16 protein-coding genes and 1 pseudogene are annotated in these 17,155 nt (G+C 63.6%); 14 read left to right on the forward strand and 3 right to left on the reverse strand.

All coding sequences use genetic code 11. The features are described 5' to 3' along the window. The 13 genes and pseudogenes from EN742_RS06185 to EN742_RS06245 all read left to right on the forward strand — a co-directional run. Nucleotides 1–1,409 (forward strand): mechanosensitive ion channel domain-containing protein (locus EN742_RS06185; RefSeq protein ID WP_148670038.1); only part of this gene is annotated, 1,409 nt, incomplete at its 5' end. A 165-nt stretch (nt 1,410–1,574) separates the two neighbouring features. Then, entirely contained in the window at nt 1,575–1,838 is a 264-nt protein-coding gene (locus tag EN742_RS06190; RefSeq protein WP_006335571.1) for a hypothetical protein, read from the forward strand. A 205-nt stretch (nt 1,839–2,043) separates the two neighbouring features. Continuing rightward, the gene (locus EN742_RS06195; RefSeq protein WP_128332549.1) at nt 2,044–3,483 is read left to right on the forward strand and encodes a UbiA family prenyltransferase; all 1,440 of its coding nucleotides are present in this window, start codon (nt 2,044–2,046) and stop codon (nt 3,481–3,483) included. Continuing rightward, nucleotides 3,480–4,838 carry an FAD-binding oxidoreductase gene (locus tag EN742_RS06200; protein WP_245455448.1) on the forward strand — a complete coding sequence of 453 codons (1,359 nt, stop codon included), beginning with the start codon at nt 3,480–3,482 and terminating at the stop codon, nt 4,836–4,838. The genes EN742_RS06195 and EN742_RS06200 overlap by 4 nt, the downstream gene beginning before the upstream one ends. A gap of 119 nt (nt 4,839–4,957) precedes the next feature. Then, complete coding sequence (locus EN742_RS06205) at nt 4,958–5,392, forward strand: EamA family transporter (RefSeq protein ID WP_126054077.1); 435 nt, start codon at nt 4,958–4,960, stop codon at nt 5,390–5,392. Continuing rightward, nucleotides 5,389–6,396 carry an NAD(P)-dependent oxidoreductase gene (locus EN742_RS06210; protein ID WP_126054078.1) on the forward strand — a complete coding sequence of 336 codons (1,008 nt, stop codon included), beginning with the start codon at nt 5,389–5,391 and terminating at the stop codon, nt 6,394–6,396. The genes EN742_RS06205 and EN742_RS06210 overlap by 4 nt, the downstream gene beginning before the upstream one ends. A gap of 39 nt (nt 6,397–6,435) precedes the next feature. Further along, the gene (locus EN742_RS06215; RefSeq protein ID WP_189347724.1) at nt 6,436–7,896 is read left to right on the forward strand and encodes an aspartate aminotransferase family protein; all 1,461 of its coding nucleotides are present in this window, start codon (nt 6,436–6,438) and stop codon (nt 7,894–7,896) included. 8 nt (nt 7,897–7,904) lie between these two features. Next, on the forward strand, nt 7,905–9,146 hold the full coding sequence (locus EN742_RS06220; RefSeq protein ID WP_126054080.1) for a hypothetical protein: 1,242 nt from the start codon (nt 7,905–7,907) through the stop codon (nt 9,144–9,146). After that, the gene (locus EN742_RS06225) at nt 9,143–9,895 is read left to right on the forward strand and encodes an FkbM family methyltransferase (RefSeq protein ID WP_126054081.1); all 753 of its coding nucleotides are present in this window, start codon (nt 9,143–9,145) and stop codon (nt 9,893–9,895) included. Before EN742_RS06220 ends, EN742_RS06225 begins: the two co-directional genes overlap by 4 nt. Nucleotides 9,896–10,051: 156 nt before the next feature. Beyond that, entirely contained in the window at nt 10,052–12,613 is a 2,562-nt protein-coding gene (locus EN742_RS06230; RefSeq protein WP_126054082.1) for an FAD-dependent oxidoreductase, read from the forward strand. A gap of 83 nt (nt 12,614–12,696) precedes the next feature. Then, on the forward strand, nt 12,697–13,542 hold the full coding sequence (locus EN742_RS06235; protein ID WP_126054083.1) for a DUF1194 domain-containing protein: 846 nt from the start codon (nt 12,697–12,699) through the stop codon (nt 13,540–13,542). A gap of 97 nt (nt 13,543–13,639) precedes the next feature. Next, entirely contained in the window at nt 13,640–13,987 is a 348-nt protein-coding gene (locus tag EN742_RS06240) for a peptidase inhibitor family I36 protein (RefSeq protein WP_126054084.1), read from the forward strand. A 131-nt stretch (nt 13,988–14,118) separates the two neighbouring features. Beyond that, nucleotides 14,119–14,307 (forward strand): annotated as a pseudogene (locus EN742_RS06245) (PLP-dependent aminotransferase family protein); the annotation flags it as partial. A 10-nt stretch (nt 14,308–14,317) separates the two neighbouring features. On the opposite strand, the gene EN742_RS06250 reads toward EN742_RS06245, so the two are convergent. From EN742_RS06250 to EN742_RS06260, 3 genes are all read right to left on the reverse strand, one after another. Beyond that, nucleotides 14,318–15,256: a GlxA family transcriptional regulator gene (locus EN742_RS06250; protein ID WP_348627266.1), complete on the reverse strand. Its 939-nt coding sequence runs from the start codon at nt 15,254–15,256 to the stop codon at nt 14,318–14,320. Between the two features lie 340 nt (nt 15,257–15,596). Then, on the reverse strand, nt 15,597–15,731 hold the full coding sequence (locus EN742_RS39980) for a hypothetical protein (RefSeq protein WP_126054086.1): 135 nt from the start codon (nt 15,729–15,731) through the stop codon (nt 15,597–15,599). Between the two features lie 358 nt (nt 15,732–16,089). Further along, complete coding sequence (locus EN742_RS06260; protein WP_126054087.1) at nt 16,090–16,275, reverse strand: hypothetical protein; 186 nt, start codon at nt 16,273–16,275, stop codon at nt 16,090–16,092. Between the two features lie 219 nt (nt 16,276–16,494). On the opposite strand from EN742_RS06260, the gene EN742_RS06265 reads away from it, so the two are divergent. Continuing rightward, nucleotides 16,495–17,155: LysR family transcriptional regulator (locus tag EN742_RS06265; protein ID WP_128332550.1), on the forward strand; the 661-nt coding region annotated here is incomplete at its 3' end.

The following is a 17,155-nucleotide window of genomic DNA, read 5'->3' on the forward strand; positions in this document are numbered from 1 at the left end:
CCATCGCGCGCAGCTTTGTCGCTACCATCATCGTCGGCGTCATCCTGATCCTGATGGCGCTGCTGAAGCCGTTCCGGGCGCGGGATGGAACATGGCGCCCGTGGCCGGCCTGGCTTCGCGTCACCGCCGTCGCGCTCGGCCTGTTCACCATCGCGGCGGCGCTGCTCGGCTATATCGGCCTTGCGCTGTTCGTCTCGCTGCAGGTGGTGGTCACCGGCACCGTCCTTGTCACCGCCTATATCGGCTTCCTGTCGGCACGGGCGATCGGCGAAGAGGGCGGCTTCGCCGACACGTCGGCTGGGCGCTGGCTGACCGCCAATTCAAGCTATGATGAAACCGCGCTCGACCAGCTCGGCCTGGTCGTAAGCATCGCCATCAACCTGATGATCGTGCTGGTGTTCCTGCCGCTGATCCTCCTGATGTGGGGTTTCCAGCCCGGCGACATCCAAGCGTGGGCATACAAACTGGCGACGGGCGTCACCATCGGCTCGGTGACGATCTCGTTCACCGGCATCCTCAGCGGCATCGTGGTCTTCGTCATCGGCTATTTCCTGACGCGCTGGTTCCAGGGCTGGCTCGACGGCTCGGTGATGGCGCGCGGCAGGGTCGACGCCGGCGTGCGCAACTCGATCCGGCTGGCGGTCGGCTATGCCGGCGTCGCCATTGCCGGCCTCGTCGGCGTCTCGGCGGCCGGCATCGACCTGTCAAACCTGGCGCTCGTTGCCGGCGCCCTGTCGCTCGGTATCGGCTTCGGCCTGCAAAATGTGGTGTCGAACTTCGTCTCCGGCCTGATCCTGCTTGCCGAGCGTCCGTTCAAGGTCGGCGACTGGATCGTCGCCGGCGACACCACCGGAACGGTCAAGAAGATCAGCGTGCGCGCCACCGAGATCGAGACCTTCCAGCGGCAGTCGGTGATCCTGCCCAACTCGACCCTGATCAACAATGCGGTCGGCAACTGGACGCACCGCAACAAGCTCGGCCGCGTCGACATCAAGGTCGGCGTCGCCTATGGCAGCGACGTCAAGCGGGTGCATGCGCTTTTGCTCGAAATCGCGCGCAGCCATCCGCTGGTGCTGAAGAACCCCGAGCCGTTCGTACTGTTCGCCAATTTCGGCGCCGCCGCGCTCGAATTCGAGATCCGCGTGTTCCTCGCCGACATCCTGAACGGCAACATCGTGCAGAACGACATCCGCTTTGCCATCTTCGATGAGTTCAACAGCGAGCATATCGAGATACCCTCGACGCCACGCGCCGTGGTTGAGACGACAAAGCCCGAGGCGTGGCCGATCGACGACGACAAGATGGAGGCCGACTTCGCCGAGAAGGAGCAAGCGGAAGCCGAAGCCGCGGTTGAAAAGGCGCGCCTGGCAAAGTCCAGGCGCAAGGGCAGCAAACCTGATCCGGACTGAGGCGGCACACCACGGAATCGTGCCTGTGTCCGGCAAAAGCCAATTGCGGCATGAATGCGGCATTCAGTTGCGGTTCAGCTTCGATCTCATATAAGCTCGCATGCAAAGGGCGAGAATGCCTTGCAAATGCAACAAGAAGGCGGTGTGGAAACACCGGTATTGCAAATGTGGAAGTCTGTCGTCGCCGCCATCGCTTTTCTAGCCGTGGGCGGGTCGGCTTTCGCCGCCAGCGCGGTCAACAAGGACGCCGAGACCCGGACGCTGATCGTGACCGAGGGCGGCGGCAAGACGGAGCTGGCGCTGGCCGCCGGCGAAACCGTGGAATTCTGCCCGAATGGCTGTTTCGTCACCTTGCCGAATGGTGACCTCGAAGCCCTGACCGGCTCGGAAACGGTCGAGATTTCGGGTGGCGTCGCCCGCATCAAGTAAAACCGGGCAGCATCTCTCGCGAAGGCCGGGCAAACTGCCCGGCCTTTTATTGTTTCCGGTAGCGGTTGTTTAACACTGACCGGGGAAATACCACCGCACAGCCTGGCCGCAACCTGACGTTTTAACGTTCGCTGCGTCATCTCCCGCTATATCCGACCCGAAGCCGCCGAACAGGGCGCGAAGGAATCAGGCAGGGCAGGGAATCATGGACGCGCGGTCGGACAGGAACGCAATTCCGCTTGCGGTCGATCTCGACGGCACGCTGATTGCGACCGACCTCCTTTGGGAAGGCTTGTTCATCCTTCTCAAGAAGAATCCGCTCTATGTCTTCCTGGTGCCGTTCTGGCTGGCCGGCGGGCCGGCCAGACTCAAGCAGGAGATCGCTGCCCGCATCGATATCGATCCGGCTTCGCTGCCTTACCGCGAGGCGCTGCTCGATCTGCTCCGCACCGAGCATCGGGAAGGTCGCGAGATCGTGCTGGCGACCGGCACGCCGCGCAAGTTCGCCGAGGCGATCGCCTCGCATCTGGGCATTTTCGACCGCGTGCTGGCGACCGATGGTCCGCATAACATGACCTCAGGCAGGAAACGCGACTCGCTGGTCGCCGCCTATGGCGACGGCGGCTTCGACTATGCGGGCAACAGCCGGCACGATCTCCAGGTTTTCGACGCAGCGCGCAGCGCGATCGTGGTGGCGCCCGACCGCCATGCCGCGCGCTGGCAGGCCGGGCATGGCGCCGAAACGGTTGCGGTGCCGAAGCCGACATTGAAGACATTCGTCAAGATGCTGCGCGTGCATCAATGGCTGAAGAATGCGCTGATCGCGGTGCCGATGGTGCTGTCGCACGAGTACTTCAACATCGACATGATCTGGGAATGCGTGCTGGCGTTCATCTCCTTCAGCGCCGTGGCTTCCGCCATCTACATCCTCAACGACTTCTTCGACCTCGCGCTCGACCGCAAACACCCGACCAAGCGCTATCGCCCCTTCGCCACCGGCGCGCTCACTATCCCCTTCGGCTTCGGCGCGATGATGGCGCTGATCGCCGTCGGCATCGCCGCCGGGCTTTTGCTGCCGATCGAATTCCTCGGCGTGCTGGGCGGCTACATGGTTGTCACCACAGCCTATTCGCTGTCGTTCAAGCGCATGCTCCTGGTCGATGTGCTGACGCTGGCCGGGCTCTATACGATCCGGGTGCTGGCAGGTGCCGCGGCGACGGGCGTCGACGTCTCCTTCTGGCTGCTCGCCTTCTCGATCTTCTTCTTCCTGTCGCTGGCGCTGGTGAAGCGCTTCGTCGAATTGCGCACCACTGCCATTCCTGCCGGCGAGCGCATCGCCGGCCGCGGCTACCGCACCGAAGACCAGGAGATCGTGGCCCAGGCCGGCATGGCCTCCGCCTTCTCCTCGGCCCTGGTGCTCGCGCTCTACATGGACAGCGTCGCGGTGCGCGAGCTCTATTCGCATCCATGGGTGATGTGGCCGCTGGCGCCGATCGTGCTCTACCTCACGATGCGCGTCTGGATCCTCGCCCGCCGCGACGAGATGCACGACGATCCTGTCGTCTTCATCATCCGCGACTGGCGCAGCCAGATCGTTGTCGCCATCGGCGCCGCCCTTCTGGTGGCTGGAGCCTGGGGCGGTTGATCAGGGGCGGCGAACGTTTCGGCAGTTTTGGGCTGGCGACGCCTCCGGCACGCCATGCCATCCCGGCCGACCATGCCGTCGCGCTGCTGAAGAGCGGCGCTGCCAAGCCGGGTTCGCTGCTTGGTTATGGCAATGGCCGTTCCTATGGCGACACATGCCAGAATCAGGCCGGCTCGGTGGTCGACATGCGGCCGCTCAACCGCGTCCGCGCCTTCAATGCCGGGACGGGTGTGTTGGAAGCGGATGCCGGCGTGCTCTTGCGCGATATCATCTCCCATGCCGCTCCCTACGGCTTCTTCCCGGCGGTGGTTCCCGGCACGCAATTCGTGACGCTTGGCGGGGCGATCGCCAACGACATCCACGGCAAGAACCATCATCGGCGCGGCACGTTCGGCTGCCATGTCGAGTCGCTGACACTGCTGCGCTCGGACGGCAATACCTGCCGCTGCTCCGACACGGACAATGCTAGACTGTTCCGGGCAACCATTGGCGGCATGGGGCTGACCGGGCTGATCCTGTCGGCCTCGATCCGGCTGATGCGGGTGCCTTCGCTCGACGTCGTCGAGACGGTGACACCATTTGGCGATCTCGGCCAATTCTTCGAGCTTGCCGAGGCGGCCGACCAGGCCAATGAATATGCCGTCGCCTGGATTGACCAGCTCGCCGGCGGTCACGGCCGCGGGCGCGGCCTGCTGTTCGCCGGCAACCATGCCGAGCATGGCTCGCACACAGCGTCCCGCGCAAACGCCCGCCTTTCGGTGCCGCTGCAGCCGCCTTTCAATGTGCTCAACCGGCCGTTCCTCACCGCCTTCAACGCCGCTTACCGGTGGAAGAAAGGGCGATCGCCGGCGCCGCGTCAGGTTGGCTACCAGGGCTTCTTCTTTCCGCTTGACGGTGTTGGCGACTGGAACCGGCTCTACGGGCCGAAAGGCCTCTTCCAGCACCAGTGCGTGGTGCCGGAGGAGGCCGCGCGGCTTGCCGTGCCGGCGCTGCTGGAGGCGGCACGGCGCGCTGGGCAGGGGTCCTTCCTCACCGTGCTGAAGCGCTTCGGCAAGGTCCGCTCGCCGGCGCTGCTGTCTTTTCCGAGGCCTGGTTACACGCTGACGCTCGACTTCCCCAACCGGGGCGAGAGGACGCTCGAGCTGCTTTCCGAACTCGACCGCATCACGGTCGAGGCGGGCGGCGCGGTCAACCCCTACAAGGACGCGCGCATGGGCGCCGAGACCTTCGCGGCATCCTTCCCGGACTGGCGGCGGCTGGAGGCGTTGCGCGACCCCGCCTTCATGTCCGACTTCTGGGCGCGCACAGCGAAGAAACTGGATGAACGGCGAGGGATGGCAGAGGCGGCGGAATAGGTAGAATTCGAATAAATCTTGGCAAATAAAACATTGTGCCGGGATTTACTTAAAGCAGCACGTGATTTCACGAAATGTTTGCAGGTTTGTAGTAGGACCGCTGCGGGGCAGGTGGCAACATGAAATACATCGTCTTCATCCTTTTTACGGTCATGACCAATGCCGCGGCGCAGCTGATGCTGAAGCAAGGCATGATGTCGCTCGGGCCGATTTCGTTCGAGGGCACCAATCCGCTGCTGAAGCTGCTGCAGATCGTCTTCAGTCCCTGGGTGTTCCTGGGGCTCTGCACCTTCGTCATCTCGATGGCCTCGCATCTCTACGTGCTGTCGAAGGTCGAGCTCAGCTTCGCCTATCCGTTTCTCAGCCTCGCCTATGTCGCGGTGGCAGTGTTTGCCTACTTCGTTTTCCGCGAGGACCTCAACGGCTGGCGCGTTGCCGGCATCGCCTGCATCTGCGTCGGCACGGTGCTGATAGCGCAGAGCGGACGCGGAGATGAGGACCAGACCGCATCCATCACCCAAGACAAGATCGGCACAAGCGAGATCGTTCGATGAGACATGTCATTTTCGGAGGCGACGGTTTCGTCGGTCGCCACCTTGCCCCGAAGCTCGCGGCCGATGGCGAAGAGGTCGTTGTCGCCGACATCGTCAAGAGTGACCTGCCGCACTACCGGTCCGTCCGCTACATCAAGTGCGACGTGACGGAACCGGCTTCGGTGTCATGCGTCGGTGTCCGGGCGGACGACATGGTCTACAACCTGTCGGCGAAGATGCTGTCGCCGATACAGGTGCGCGCCAAGCGGCACGACTTCTTCTTCCCGGTGAACTTCCACGGCACCGAGCACATCATCAAGGTGATGGACAAGGCCGGCGCCTCGAAGCTCGTCCACTACACGACCGACATGATCTACGGCCATACGGTGACACTGCCCATGACCGAGGAACACCCGGTCGCGCCGCTCGGCGAGTACGGCCTGTCGAAGCTGAAGACCGAGGAGCTGGCTGCCGATTGGCGCAAGCGCGGCATGTCGATCTCGTTGTTCAGGCCGCGCCTGATCATCGGCCCCGGCCGCCTCGGCATCCTGGAAAAACTGTTCAAGCTGATCGACTGGAATCTTCCCGTGCCGATGATCGGCTCGGGCAAGAATCCCTACCAGTTCATCTCTGTTTTCGACTGCGCGGAAGCTGCCCGCGCCGCCTGGAAGGCCGGCGTGCCGAACGAGGCCTATAATCTCGGCTCCCTCAACCCGCCGCCGGTGAAGAAGCTGCTTGGCGACCTGATCCGGCATGCCGGCTCGAAATCGATCCTGATCCCGACACCGGGCTGGGCGGTCAAGCGCACGCTCGACCTGCTCGACCTCATGAACATGCCGATCATGGACCCCGAGCAATATCTGATCGCCGACGAAGAGTGCGTTCTCGACGTGTCCAAGGCCGAGCGCCAGCTCGGCTGGGTGCCGCAATATCGCGACGAGGACATGCTGATCGCCGCCTACAGCGAGTACCGCGCCAAGAAGGACGGCCATGCCGTCGCCACCGAACATGTGCCCGCCGAGTAAGGCGACCAAGGCCAATAGGAGATTCTCGAGATGACCGTCATGGCCAAGCCGGAACAAACGGGCGCGCGCACGCTTGTCGATGCGCCGGCGCTGTCGCCCGCCACCATCGCCAAGCCCGACCTGATCAGCGTCGAGCAGGCCAAGGCGATGGATGTCGCCCGCATCACCGACCTGTTCAAGGCGCATCTCAATCCGGGCCAGTTGCATTTCATGAAGCTGCTCGGCTTCCACAAGGTGAAGATCGAGCGCGCCGAGGGCATGTTCTACATCGACCAGAACGGCCGCAAGATACTCGATTTCTTCGGCGGCTTCGGTTCGCTGGCCTTCGGCCACAACCACCCGCGCATCCTGGAGGCGCGGAAGACATTTCAGGAGGAAAAGCGGCAGGAAATCGCCATCGCCTTCATGTCGCAATATGCCGCGGCCCTTGCGCACAACATCGCCAAGTGCTCGCCCGGCGACCTCGACATGGTTTTCCTCGGCTCGTCCGGCTCGGAAGCCATGGAAGCTGCGGTTAAGCTTGCCGAGCGCGCCGCCGGCCCGAAGCGGCCGAAGGTCGTCTATGCCGAGAATTCCTTTCATGGCAAGACCAAGGGCGTGCTGGCGATCACCGACGGCCAACTCTACCGCGCTGACTTCAAGGTGGCGGACAATGTCGTGCGGGTGCCCTTCGCCGACATCGATGCGGTGGAGCGCCTGTTCAGGACCGATCCCGAGATCAGCGTCATCGTGCTCGAAACCATCCAGGGCGGCGGCGGCATCATCCAGGCGCCCGCCGAATACTGGCAGAAGCTGCGCGCCTTGTGCGACCGGCATGGCGTGCTGTGGGTCGCCGACGAGGTGCAGTGTGGCTATGGCCGTTCCGGCCGCTTCTACGCCTTCGAGCATTACGGTGTCGTGCCGGACGTGACGGCGCTGGCGAAATCGCTGGGCGCCGGCAAGGCGGCGGTCGGCGCCATGATCGCCAGGCGCGATGTCTACATGAAGGCCTATGGCACGCCGAAGACGGCGATGATCCATGCCATGGCCACGTTCGGCGGCATGGGCGAGGCCTGCGTCACCGCGATCGAGGGGCTGAACGTGCTCTACGAAGAAGGCCTGATCGACAATGCGGCCGCGACCGGCGATTACCTTCTGCAGCGCTTGCAGGCGCTCAAGGAAAAATATCCGAAGATCATCAAGGTCGTGCGCGGCAAGGGTTTCATGATCGGGCTCGAGTTCCACGATTTCTCGCAGACCCTGCCTATGGTGCTGCGGCCGGTGGTCAGCGTGCTCGACGACAAGCTGAAGGGCTCGCTGTCCGGCTTCGTCGGCGCGCTGCTGCTGCGCGACTATGACGTCCTCGTCGCCTTCACCGAATACAACCGCAACGTCATCCGGCTCGAGCCGCCGCTGATCTGCCAGCGCGAGCATGTCGACCGCTTCGTCGATGCCTTCGACAGCCTGCTGTCGCGCGGCATCGTGGCGATCGTGAAGGATTTCGTCAAAAGCCTTCGCTGAGCGGGACGATGCTGACCAGGCCGCCGACTGTCCCGACCAATCCGCTCGACCGACTGACCGGCGCCGGCCTGGCGTGGGGTGAGGGGACCTATGCGCGGTTCGCCGCACCGATTGGCGCGATTGCCTTGGCGCTCTATATCCTGCTGACGGCGGCGACGGCCTGGATCATGCCCGACGCCAATTGGGATATGCTGCCCTATCTGGCGGTCGCCGAGGAAGGCACCTATCCCGATCCGCAGGCCCTGCACGACTATGCCTACAGCACGGTCAAGGCGGGCGTCTCGGCCGCCGACTACAAGACGCTGACTGACGATGGCGGCGGCTTCCGCAGCCACATGGCGGAGAATGCCGCAGACTTCCATTCGCTGCTCGGCATGTACCGGATCAAGTTCCTCTATGCCGAGATCCTGTCCGGCCTCAGCCATGTCGTGTCGCCGGTCGAGGCGATGCGGCTGGTGTCGGTGGTCTCGGTGCTGCTGTTCGGCGTCATTACGCTCATCTGGCTGCGTTCGGAAGGCGCGCTGGCTCTGGCTCCGATAGTCGGTGCGGGGCTGATCATGGCCGATTTCGGCGATGCGGCGCGCGCCTCGACGCCAGACCTCCTTTGCGCGGCGCTGTTCCTCGGCGGCCTGTTCGCCTATGTGCGCAGACGCGAGGCGGCGACCGCGATCCTGCTGTTCCTCGCCTTCATGGCGCGGCCGGACAACATCGTCTTCCTGGCCATCTTCGCCATGCTGCTCATCGCGTACCGGCAGAAGGCATGGGGCGCGCTGGCGGGCTTTGCCGCCTCGTTCATTGCCTATTTCGCCATCTCGCACTGGGCCCAGCACCCAGGCTGGTGGCCGCATCTGTGGTTCTCCACCATCGAGCAGCATTACAATATGGACGGCTTCGAGCCGCCTTTCTCGCTCGCGGCCTACCTCAGGGCGTTTGCCGTCTCGCTGCTGCGCGCCGTCACCATGAACAGCTGGGTTGGCGTCTCGGTACTGGCACTGGCCGGCTGGTTTGCGCTTGGCCGCGCCGGCTTCCGGCTCGACCGCCGCGCCGGCATCCTGCTTGCGGCTCTGGTGCTCGGCGTGCTGGCGAAGTTCACGGTGTTCCCGATCCACGACACGCGCATCTATTTCCCCAATCTCCTGGCGCCATTCCTGCTGCTTGCCGGCCCGCTGATGGCGCTGTGGGCTGCGGCCGGTCAGCGCCATGTCGCGGCGCACGTCATTGCCGGAGACAAGCCCGGAGACACGCTATGAGTTCCATTTCCAGCCTGGCGCGCCTTGCGCTGTCGTTCGGCCTGCCCGCCGGGCTGCTCGATCGCGGGCCGGCGCTGCGCGGCACGAAATTCCTCGCCAAGGCGGCGCTGAGGGCGCGCTTCGGTGGCAGGCCGTTCCAGATGGTCAATGTCGGCGCCTGCGATGGCGCCCTGTTCGACGATGTCACGCCGTGGCTGCACCGCATTGCGCGGGCGCGTGCCGTTCTGGTCGAGCCGGTTCCCTACAATCAGAAACGGCTGCGCGCCAACTATCCCGATACGGAGCGCTTCATCATCGAGCCGGTAGCTGTGACCCGGACCAAGGGCTCGATCACAGTTCATACGTTTGACGCCGCGGCACTCGAGGCCGGCACGCTGCCGATCGAGTTTATCGGCTGTTCCTCCGTCACCGACACCAATCTGATGTCGGGCAAGAACGCCTGGGGCGAGGAGGACTCCAACTTCAACAAGTTCGCGCCCTATCTGAAGGACATCGAGGTGGCCTCGGAGACGCTGCAGACGCTGCTCGACCGCAACGACATCACCCATATCGATGCCTTCCTCGTCGACTGCGAGGGCGCGGACTGGATTGTGTTCGACCAACTCGACCTCAAGCGCTACCGCCCCGGCATGATCAAGATCGAAGTCGGCGCGCTGCCGGCGGCCGAGATCGGCCAGGTCGTGGTCAAGCTGAAGACCGCCGGCTACCAGGTCGGCTTCCAGGCCGAGGACATCTGGGCTTTCGCCTGACCGAAATGGGCTTTGACAACGAGCATGTGTGCCGGGTCGCGCCGCACCTTGCGGCGTGTCGCAAACAGGCGGTAGCCCGATCATCGTCCTCTGCATATTGTGCCCCATTCGAACGGGCGCCGACGCGCCCGCTTTACCACTTTGGAGTCACGGGCAATGGCAGGGTTTCCGGAAAAGGCGAAGGTCGTCATCGTCGGGCTGGGCGGGATCGTGGGCGCTTCGGTCGCCCATCACCTGATCGAGCGCGGATGGGACGATATTGTCGGCATCGACAAATCCGGCATCCCGACCGATATCGGCTCGACGGCGCACGCGTCCGACTTCTGCTACACCACCAGTCACGACTTCCTGTCGTGCTGGACGACGCTCTATTCGATCGATTTCTACGAGAAGATGGGCCACTACGCCCGCATAGGCGGCCTCGAAGTCGCCCGCGTCGGCGACGACAGCCGCATGGCGGAGATCAAGCGCAAGATCGCTTCGGCCAAATCCTTCGGCACCCGGGCGCGCCTGATCGAGCCAGCCGAGATCAAGGAAAAGTTCCCGCTGATCGAAGAGAGTATGGTGCAGGGCGGCTTGTGGGATCCGGATGCCGGCCTCGTCATCCCGCGCTCGCAGACGGTCGCCGGCAAGCTCGTCGACCAGGGCGTCGCCTCAGGCAAGCTTCAGTCTTTCGCCAACACCTCGGCCAAGTCGCTGATCGTCGAGAACGGCCGCATCAAGGGCGTGGTGACCGAGCGCGGTACGATCATGGCCGACTATGTGGTCGTCTGCACCGGCATCTGGGGCCGTTTGACCGCGGCGCTGGTCGGCGAGGACCTGCCCGTCATGCCGATCGACCATCCGCTGACCTTCTTCGGCCCGTACAACGAGTTCGCCGGCACCGGCAAGGAAATCGGCTGGCCGCTGCTGCGCGACCAGGGCAACTCTGCCTACATGCGCGACACCGGCGACCCCAAGACCGCCGAGGGCGGACAGATCGAATGGGGCTACTACGAGGAGACCAATCCGCGCCTCTGCCATCCGCGCGACCTCCTGGAAAAGGACCAGGCGCGGCTGTCGCCCTCGCAGCGCGACCTCGACATGGAGCAGATCCTTGCGCCGCTCGAGCGCGCCATGGAGCTGACGCCGATCCTCGGCGAGCTTGGCTACAATGAGAGCCACTCCTTCAACGGCCTGCTGCAGGTGACGACCGATGGCGGCCCGTCGATGGGCGAAAGCCAGAAGGTGAGGGGCCTGTGGTACGCCGTCGCCATCTGGGTTAAGGACGGCCCCGGCATGGGCAAGCTCATCGCCGACTGGATGACCGACGGCCGCACCTCGATCGACCATCACGCCATCGATTATGCGCGCTTCTACCCGCACCAGACGCAGGAGCAGTTCATCTGGGATCGCTGCACCGAGACGGCGATGAAGGTCTACAATCCGGCGGTGCACCCGCGCGAGCCATTCTCCAAGGGTCGCGACATCAGGCGCTCGCCGTTCTGGGAGCGCGAGAAGGAGCTCGGCGGCTACTTCATGGAGCTGGGCGGCTGGGAGCGCGCCCACGGCTATGCCGCCAACGAGCACCTGCTGGAGAAATACGGCAACCGAGTGCCGGTGCGCGAGGACGAATGGGACAACCGCCATTTCTGGCGCGTCTCCAATGCCGAGCACCTCGCCATGAGCGAAGACTGCGGCATCGTCAATCTCTCGCATTTCTCGATGTATGACGTCGAAGGCCCCGACCATGTCGCGCTGCTGGAATGGCTGTGCGCGGCCAAGATCGGCGGCGACAACAACATCGGCAAGGGCATCTACACCCACTTCCTCGACGAGGAAGGCATGGTGCGCGCCGACTTCACCGTTATCCGCATGGCCGATCGCTGCCGGGTGATCGACGGCGCCGACGCCGGCCCGCGCGACTTCCGTTACATGCAGCGTACTGCGCAGGACAAAGGTTTTGATGTCACCGTCACCGACGTGACCGAGAAGTACGTCACCATCGGCATCTGGGGACCGAACGCGCGGGCGACCCTACAGAAGGTTGTCGAGAACCCCGAGGGCCTGACCCCGGAGAACTTCCCGTTCGCCGCGATCAAGCCGATCCGGATCGGCGGCAAGGATGTGACGGCTTTCCGCATCTCCTATGTCGGCGAGCAGGGCTGGGAGCTGCACATGCGCTACGAGGACGGCCTGGCCGTCTGGGACGCGCTGCGCTCGACCGGCGTCATGCCGTTCGGCGTCGAGACCTATGCCAACACGCGCCGCATGGAAAAGAGCCTGCGGCTGCAGAATGCCGACCTGTTGACCGAGTACAATTTGCTCGAAGCCGACCTTGCCCGTCCGAAGGTCAAGGAGAACGACTTCTGCGGCAAGGCCAAGCACCTGGAATACCGCGCGCGCGAACATCAGCTGGCCATGCTGTGCACGCTGGTGATGACCGACAACATCGATCAGAACGGCGTCGCGCGCTATCCGGTCGGCACCATGCCGGTGCTGGATCCGGCAACCGGCGAGACGCTGGTCGACAAGCTCGGCCGCCGCTCCTTCACCACTTCGGTCGCCTATGGCCCGACCATCGGCAAGAACATCGCGCTCGCCTATCTGCCCTGGGCCTATGCCCAGGAAGGGCGCAGGCTCAACGTCGAATATTTCGGCGAGACCTATCCGGTCGAGGTCGCCGGCGTCGGCTACAAGCCGCTCTACGATCCCGAGAACCTGAAGCCGCGCAGCTGAGTTTCTTCAAACTGCATGAGAAGCCCGGCCCCGTGCCGGGCTTTTCGCTTTGTCCAGCCGTGATTCTCGCTTACCGTTGCGGCATGTCTGCTTTTGCCAGTGCAAGACATCTCCTTCCGGGCTGCGCCGCGCTGGCGTTGGCGCTTGGCACCGCGCCGGCATCTTCCGCCGAGCCCGTCGATATCGAACTGGTTCTGGCCGTCGACGTCTCGCTTTCCATGTCGCCCGAAGAGCTCGAGATCCAGCGCCATGGCTATGCGGCGGCCTTGACGCATGATCTCGTGCTCAAAGCCATTGCCGAAGGCGCCTATGGCAAAATCGCCGTCACCTATGTCGAATGGGCGGGCAGCAACTGGCAGCGTGTCATCGTGCCGTGGACGGCGATCGCCAATCGCGCCGATGCCGAGCGCGTGGTCGAGCAGCTCAACGCCCACCCGCCGGACAGCGCAAGGCGCACCTCGATTTCCGGCGCGCTGGAATTCGGCAGCGATCTCTTCGCCGAAAGCGGCTTTCAGGGCGTCAAGCGCGTCATCGACATCTCAGGCGACGGACCCAACAACCAGGGGGCGCCCGTCAACCTGGCGCGGGACATCGTTGTGAGCCAGGGCATCACCATCAACGGGCTGCCGTTGATGACGCGCGGCGGCTTCACCGGCGCCTACGACGTCAACGATCTCGACCGCTACTACAGCGACTGCGTCATCGGTGGTCCCGGCGCCTTCATGATACCGGTCAATGACTGGACGCAGTTCCCGGAAGCGATCCGCCGCAAGCTGGTGCTGGAACTTGCCGGCCCCGATTCGCCACAATGGGCGGCCGACGAGGCGGCCCATCCGCCCATGGTCCTCGCCCAGGACAAGCCGATCGTGGATTGTCAGGTCGGCGAGAAAATGTGGCGCGATCGCAGCTGGATGTTCGACAGCCGCTAGTTGTCACGCCCCGGCTTGCCTGTCCGGTGCCGGCCATGCAAAGTCGTTCCCGCCGTGCCGATCATACGGCGTCCATGCGCAAACGAGGAGACGTCCCATGAAATCTGTTGCAATCCTGATGGCGGCCGCATCGATATTTTGCGCCGGCAGCGCCAGTGCACAGTTTTACGGCGAGGCGGGCTGCATCATGTTCGAGGACTCGTATTTTCGCGGCCGCGCGCTGGAATTGGGGGCGGACGATTCGGTGAGCTTCCGTGGCGGCCAGTTCTGGAACGACCGCGTCTCTTCGGTGATCGTGCGCCGCGGCTGCACCCTCGTCGCCTATTCGGATACGCGGATGCGAGGCCGGTCGATCGAGCTCAATCGAAGGGTCCGCGATTTCAGCAATACCGGCTGGAACGATCGCATCTCATCGGCCGAATGCTATTGCGGCGAAAGGTACTGAGGCGGCCGTGACCTGAGCCTGGCTGCCCGCCGGTTCAAACCTAAATTCCAGATGTCGACCGGGTCTTGGCGCCGGTCGTCGGTGCTGCCGCTTCCATGTGCTCGTTCTGGCCGGTCTGCTGTTCCGCGGGCGTCGCCGTCGCCGCGCGTCGCGGCATCGCGATCACGCCGTCAAGCGCCTTCGCAATGGGCCCCGGACACGCGCCGAATGCCGTGCGGCTGGCGCTTGCCGCGCCGCCGATCGAGCGGCTCGAGGAGGCATTGCGCAGCTTGGCATGCATGCTGCATACGAGCGAGCAGGACTTTGCCTTCGTGGAGTAACCGCTTCGCCTTAGGCCGCCAGAAGCTGCTTGCGGTCGACGCGTTCCTGCTGCGGCGAGCGGGCATAGAGCTCACGGTAGCACTTGGAGAAATGCGAGGCGGAGACGAAGCCGCAGGCGACCGCCACCTCGACCACCGGCATCGATGACTGGATCAAGAGATGGCGGGCGCGGTCGAGCCGAATCTCCAGATAGTATCGGGCGGGTGAACGGCCCATCTCGGTGCGGAACAGGCGCTCGATCTGCCGGCGCGACAGATCGACATGGTCGGCGATCTCGATCAGCGACAGCGGCTCGGAGAGGTTCGCCTCCATTAGTTCGATGATGGTCAGCACCTTGGAGTTCTGCACGCCGAGGCGCGCCCGCAGCGGCAAGCGCTGGCGGTCGGTCGGGCTGCGCACGCGGTCGGTCAGCACCTGCTCGCAGACCCGGTTGACGAGGCTTTCGTCGAAATCGTCGCCGATCAGCTTCAGCATCATGTCGAGCGCCGCGGTGCCGCCGGCGCAGGTGTAGATATTCTGGTCGATCTCGAACAGGTCGGCAAAGACATTGGCCTTCGGGAAGGCCTCCGAGAAGCCGGGCAGGTTCTCCCAATGGATGGCGCAGCGCTTGTTGGACAACAGGCCGGCGGCGGCAAGGATATGCGCGCCGGTGCACAGTCCGCCGACGGCGACGCCGCGGTTGTATTCCTCGCGCAGCCAGGCGAAGGCCGACTTGTTCTGGTAGCGCTCGACATTGACGCCGCTGCAAACGATGGCCATGTTGGGCCGGTCCGGACCGGCCATCTTCTTGCGCTCCTCCTCGAGCGAGGTGTTGACGGCGCATTCGACGCCGTTCGAGGCGCGCACCGGCTTGCCGTCGATGCTGGCCAGGCGCCAGCTGTAGGCCTCGTAGCCGAGCATCCGGTTGGCCGACCGCAGCGGGTCGAGCGCCGTTGCGAAGGCGATCATGGTGAAGTCAGGAACGAGGAAGAACACAAACGATCTCTTGATCGGGTGCTTTACGGCATTCACGGGAAACCTCACGCGGCCATGACGCGAACAGGATGTCGCGAATAGCATAGCGACATCAGGAAAAACCATTCCTGTCAATCGCGTAGAGAGGTTTGGGACAATTAAATTTGCGACATGGGTCGCAAATGGGCAATTGCCTGGGGAATGGAGCCCGATGTGCTACCGGAGCGGGCAGACCCGCCCCTGGGCAAAAGAAACGCCGCTTCGGTCTTGCCGAAGCGGCGGGGAGGTTAACTTCACAGCGTCGGCGGGGAGGCGCCGCGCGTAAGTCTCAATATCAAGCGACGAAACCGAGGCGCGCGGCGGCCAAGGCGCCGGTCTGGCCAGGCATGGTCTTCGAAAGGCGCTGGCGCTCGAGCGCGGTCGTCAGGTTGGTTTCGCGGCGGGCGAAGAGGCGGGCAAAAAGCTTCATAATCATCTCCATTCGGTTGCTCAGACGGGTCGCCTTCGCGTGATGGAGTGGGGCAGCTCGTTTGCTGGCGTTGATATAGGCTTGCGCGAACGAAAACTAAATCGCAAAAACGAAGCGCTTGTTATGAAAAGCGACACCGATTGCGACAATTTTGGGCAATGCGCCCAGGATTTACGATTGTTTACAAGGCGTTAAATCGAAAAATGCGGCGTTATGCGATTGGCTCATATGCGTCATGCAGCTGTAGCATGGCTTTGAAAAATCATTTGAATGCAAACAAAACAGACGGTTGGGCAAAATAGAGAGGCCTGCCGGGCTGGGTCCGCCGGGCAGGCCTTCAGGATTTGATACACACGATTTACTTCGCTCCGGCCCAGGATCCGACACCGAGACGAGCGCCGGTCTTGGCATCGGCGGCTTCCGGCCAGCCGATATCCTTCTGCAGTTCAATCGGCAGCGCGTGGATGGCGCGTTCGGTCTGATAGCGAGCGCGGGCCGCGCTGAATTCGGTCGCAAACCGACCGAGGGACGACAGGATAGACATTTCATTCTCCTTTGCGTTGCGCCGGGAGTTGGCCGGCGGAAGCGTTGCGTCAGGTCTGTTTCAGCTTCATTTCATGTCTTGCAGGTCTGTGCCGCGGTCGTTTCACGGCTGCTTTTGGCAACAGCCTGCTTCGATGGAGTTGACTATCCTCCCAAACTGGAGTTCAATCAAACGAAATGGAATGATCGTTCACATCAGAAAAATTGAAGGCTGATCCCGATGAACGCCCCACTCAATCACCCGCTGCCGCTGCTCGATCTCGATGTCCTGCGCACCTTCGTTGCGATCGCCGAGACCGGCAGCTTCACCACCGCCGCTACGGCCGTCTTCCGCACGCCTTCGGCCGTCTCCATGCAGATCAAGAAGCTGGAGGACATTCTCGGCCGCTCCGTCTTCGCGCGCGACGCGCGCTCGGTGACGCTGACGACGGACGGCGAGATGCTGCTCGGCTATGCCCGCCGGCTGTTGTCGATCAACCGCGAGGTGGTGTCGAAGTTCATCATTCCCGACATTGTCGGCGTGGTGCGGCTGGGCTCGCCGGACGACTATGGCGAGCGCGTGCTGCCACATGTCTTGAAGCGTTTCGCGCAGTCGCATCCCTCGATCGCGGTCGATGTCACCATCGACCAGAGCATCAATCTGCGCCGGCGCATGGACGACCGGGCGCTCGACATCACGCTGCTGACCAATTCCTACAAGACCAGCGCGCTGGGTGCCGAGGTGCTGTTGACCGAACCGATCGTTTGGGCCGGCGCCAAGGGCGGCTGCGCGCATCTGCGCGAACCGCTGCCGGTGTCGCTGTGGGAAGAGGGCTGCATCTGGCGGGCAGGGGCGCTCGAGGCGCTGGGACGCGAGGGCCGCAACTATCGCGTCGCTTATA

Source organism: Mesorhizobium sp. M4A.F.Ca.ET.020.02.1.1, assembly GCF_004022645.1.
GTDB lineage: Bacteria > Pseudomonadota > Alphaproteobacteria > Rhizobiales > Rhizobiaceae > Mesorhizobium.